General features: G+C 51.9%; 1 protein-coding gene. It reads right to left on the minus strand.

Annotated elements, in window-relative coordinates:
• Positions 1–53: 53 nt before the first annotated feature.
• Complete coding sequence (locus Q5Y75_RS28375; RefSeq protein ID WP_306203658.1) at positions 54–734, minus strand: IS6 family transposase; 681 nt, start codon at positions 732–734, stop codon at positions 54–56.
• Positions 735–819 lie beyond the last annotated feature (85 nt).

Raw genomic sequence — 819 nt, forward strand, 5'->3', positions numbered from 1 at the left:
GGATCTGTTGCAAAGTTCCTTACTGACCGAAGAGTTGAAACCGAACCTGCGGCTTATGCCGCCAGTTCTGCAAATTGACGAAACGGGCAGATTCCGGGCGTGATTTGGCCTTTGCGGATCATGTGCGCCACTTCGATCCCGTCCAGTGTAGCCGCCGCTGAAGCGAAGGCCTTGAACCCTAACATCGGCCGAGTGCGTCTCTTGATGAAGCGATGGTCTTGTTCCACGATGTTATTCAGATACTTCTGTCTGACCATCTCGATTGGGATCGGACAGCCAAAGCCTTTCAGCATCTTGTTTATGGCTTTGATGCCGGCCGTGTTAGCTCCGCTTTTGTCGATGACAATCTTCCTCGGAAGCCCGTTGACCTCCAGCATCCTGGCGAAGAACTTTGTCGCAGCCGGTTTGTTTCGTCGCGGGGAAAGCATGAAATCAAGCGTCTTGCCGTGCTTGTCGACAGCTCGATAGAGATAAACCCACGCTCCTTTCACCTTGATGTAAGTCTCGTCCATTCTCCAAGAACGGTCGCACAGTCCCTTTCGTCTGCGCGCAACATCGGCAATTGCACTAGCGTATTTTGTCACCCAACGGTTCAGCGTCGAGTGATCTACCGCAACGCCGCGCTCGGACATGATTTCTTCAAGGTCACGGTACGACACGCCGTATCGAAGGTAGAAGAACACAGCAAAGAGGATCACATCCTTGGGATATTGTGCGCCTTTAAAGGAGATCATGAGTAGTCTTTCGGCAGATAAACACCAGCGGCTATTCACTCTCTGCATTCTCGAGCGTCAATCGTCAAAGTTTGCAACAGAACCC

This window comes from Ruegeria discodermiae (assembly GCF_030758345.1).
In the GTDB taxonomy this organism is placed as follows: Bacteria; Pseudomonadota; Alphaproteobacteria; order Rhodobacterales; family Rhodobacteraceae; genus Ruegeria_C.

Excerpts from the sequence above, each read along its gene's own strand:
- Q5Y75_RS28375 (WP_306203658.1), bottom strand. The coding sequence starts at position 734 with ATGATCTCCTTTAAAGGCGCACAATATCCCAAGGATGTGATCCTCTTT.